At 52.7% G+C, this 1,173-nt stretch carries 2 protein-coding genes; one reads left to right on the top strand and one right to left on the bottom strand.

The features are described from left to right. On the bottom strand, positions 1–704 hold a 704-nt coding region (locus H6B10_RS14565; RefSeq protein WP_204652256.1), incomplete at its 3' end, for an MFS transporter. A gap of 239 nt (positions 705–943) precedes the next feature. On the opposite strand from H6B10_RS14565, the gene H6B10_RS14560 reads away from it, so the two are divergent. Next, positions 944–1,173, top strand: a 230-nt coding sequence (locus tag H6B10_RS14560; RefSeq protein ID WP_204652255.1) for a family 1 glycosylhydrolase, incomplete at its 3' end; no start/stop codon positions are given.

Genomic DNA, 1,173 nt, shown 5'->3' with positions numbered 1-1,173 from the left:
TTCAGCGGCTCAGACTTCTTGGTTCCCAGAAAAGTTTCGGGCTTGTCGTACGAGGATACGCCCAGGCAGACCAGCAGGGTGCCCACTGCGGCCACGACCAGCGTGATGGCGCAGGCAGCAGAGAGGAAGGCCTGGTTGTACTGGCCGCCGAACTTGGGCAGCAGCACTACGTTCATCACCATGGACATGGCCATGGGCACCAGATAATTGAAAGCGGTAGTCCAGACGCCGATGGTGGGGCGCTGGGTGGGGTCGTTGGTCATGATGGCGGGGATGGTCTGGGCTGTCATGTTGGTGACGGTGTAGCCAATGACGTAGCCCACATAGAGCAAAACAAAGACCGGCAGACCCAATCCTTTGGAAGAGAAGCCGGTGAACATACCGTAGAGGGCAGCCGCCTCAATGAGATAGCCAACCACCAGCAAAATACGCAGCTTGCCGAATCGGGTGTTGACCCGGTCATACACAAAGGCCAGAAGTGGGTCGGTGATCGCGTCCAGAATACGGGAGCAGGTCAGGATAATGCCCACTGCGGCGGTTGTGATGCCGTACCCGATACTGGCCGAATAGCTGGCCATACCAATCAGAGAGTAAACGCTCATACCCACAAGGCCATTGCAGGCGTAGCAGATAATTTGCCAGAGCTTGGCGCGGCGGTACTGGACGCCGTCGATTTCGCTGGCGCTGAGATGTTTTTTTGCCATACGGTTTTTCCTCCTTAAAAGTGTGCAACGGTTTTGTTTGTACTCTCACTATAGCAGACCGCCATCGCAAGAAAGAGTCAATTTTCAGCAAACCAGTACAATTATTCATGTAATTTCCCTGTATAATCTATTTTTTACCCCTTATTTTCAATTTTTACACCATAAGAATCCGACAGGTATGGTATGATACGGACAAGCAAATGGACTTTGACGTCTCGATAATAAAAGGAGGATTATCCATGCAGAAATTTGCAAAAGGATTTCTGGTGGGCGCTGCCACTGCGGCCCACCAGGTGGAAGGAAACAACATCCATTCCGACTACTGGGCCCAGGAACAGCTGCCCCACTCCAGCTTTGCCGAACCCAGCGGCATCGCCTGTGACCATTATAATCGATATGAGGAAGATATCCGATTGCTTGCCGAAGCCGGACTCAACGCCTACCGCTTTTCCATTGAGTGGGCGCGCAT

Origin of the sequence: Gemmiger formicilis (assembly GCF_016901605.1) — a bacterium.
Taxonomy (GTDB): domain Bacteria; phylum Bacillota; class Clostridia; order Oscillospirales; family Ruminococcaceae; genus Gemmiger; species Gemmiger formicilis_B.
This window is presented reverse-complemented; position numbering and strand designations above follow the sequence as displayed.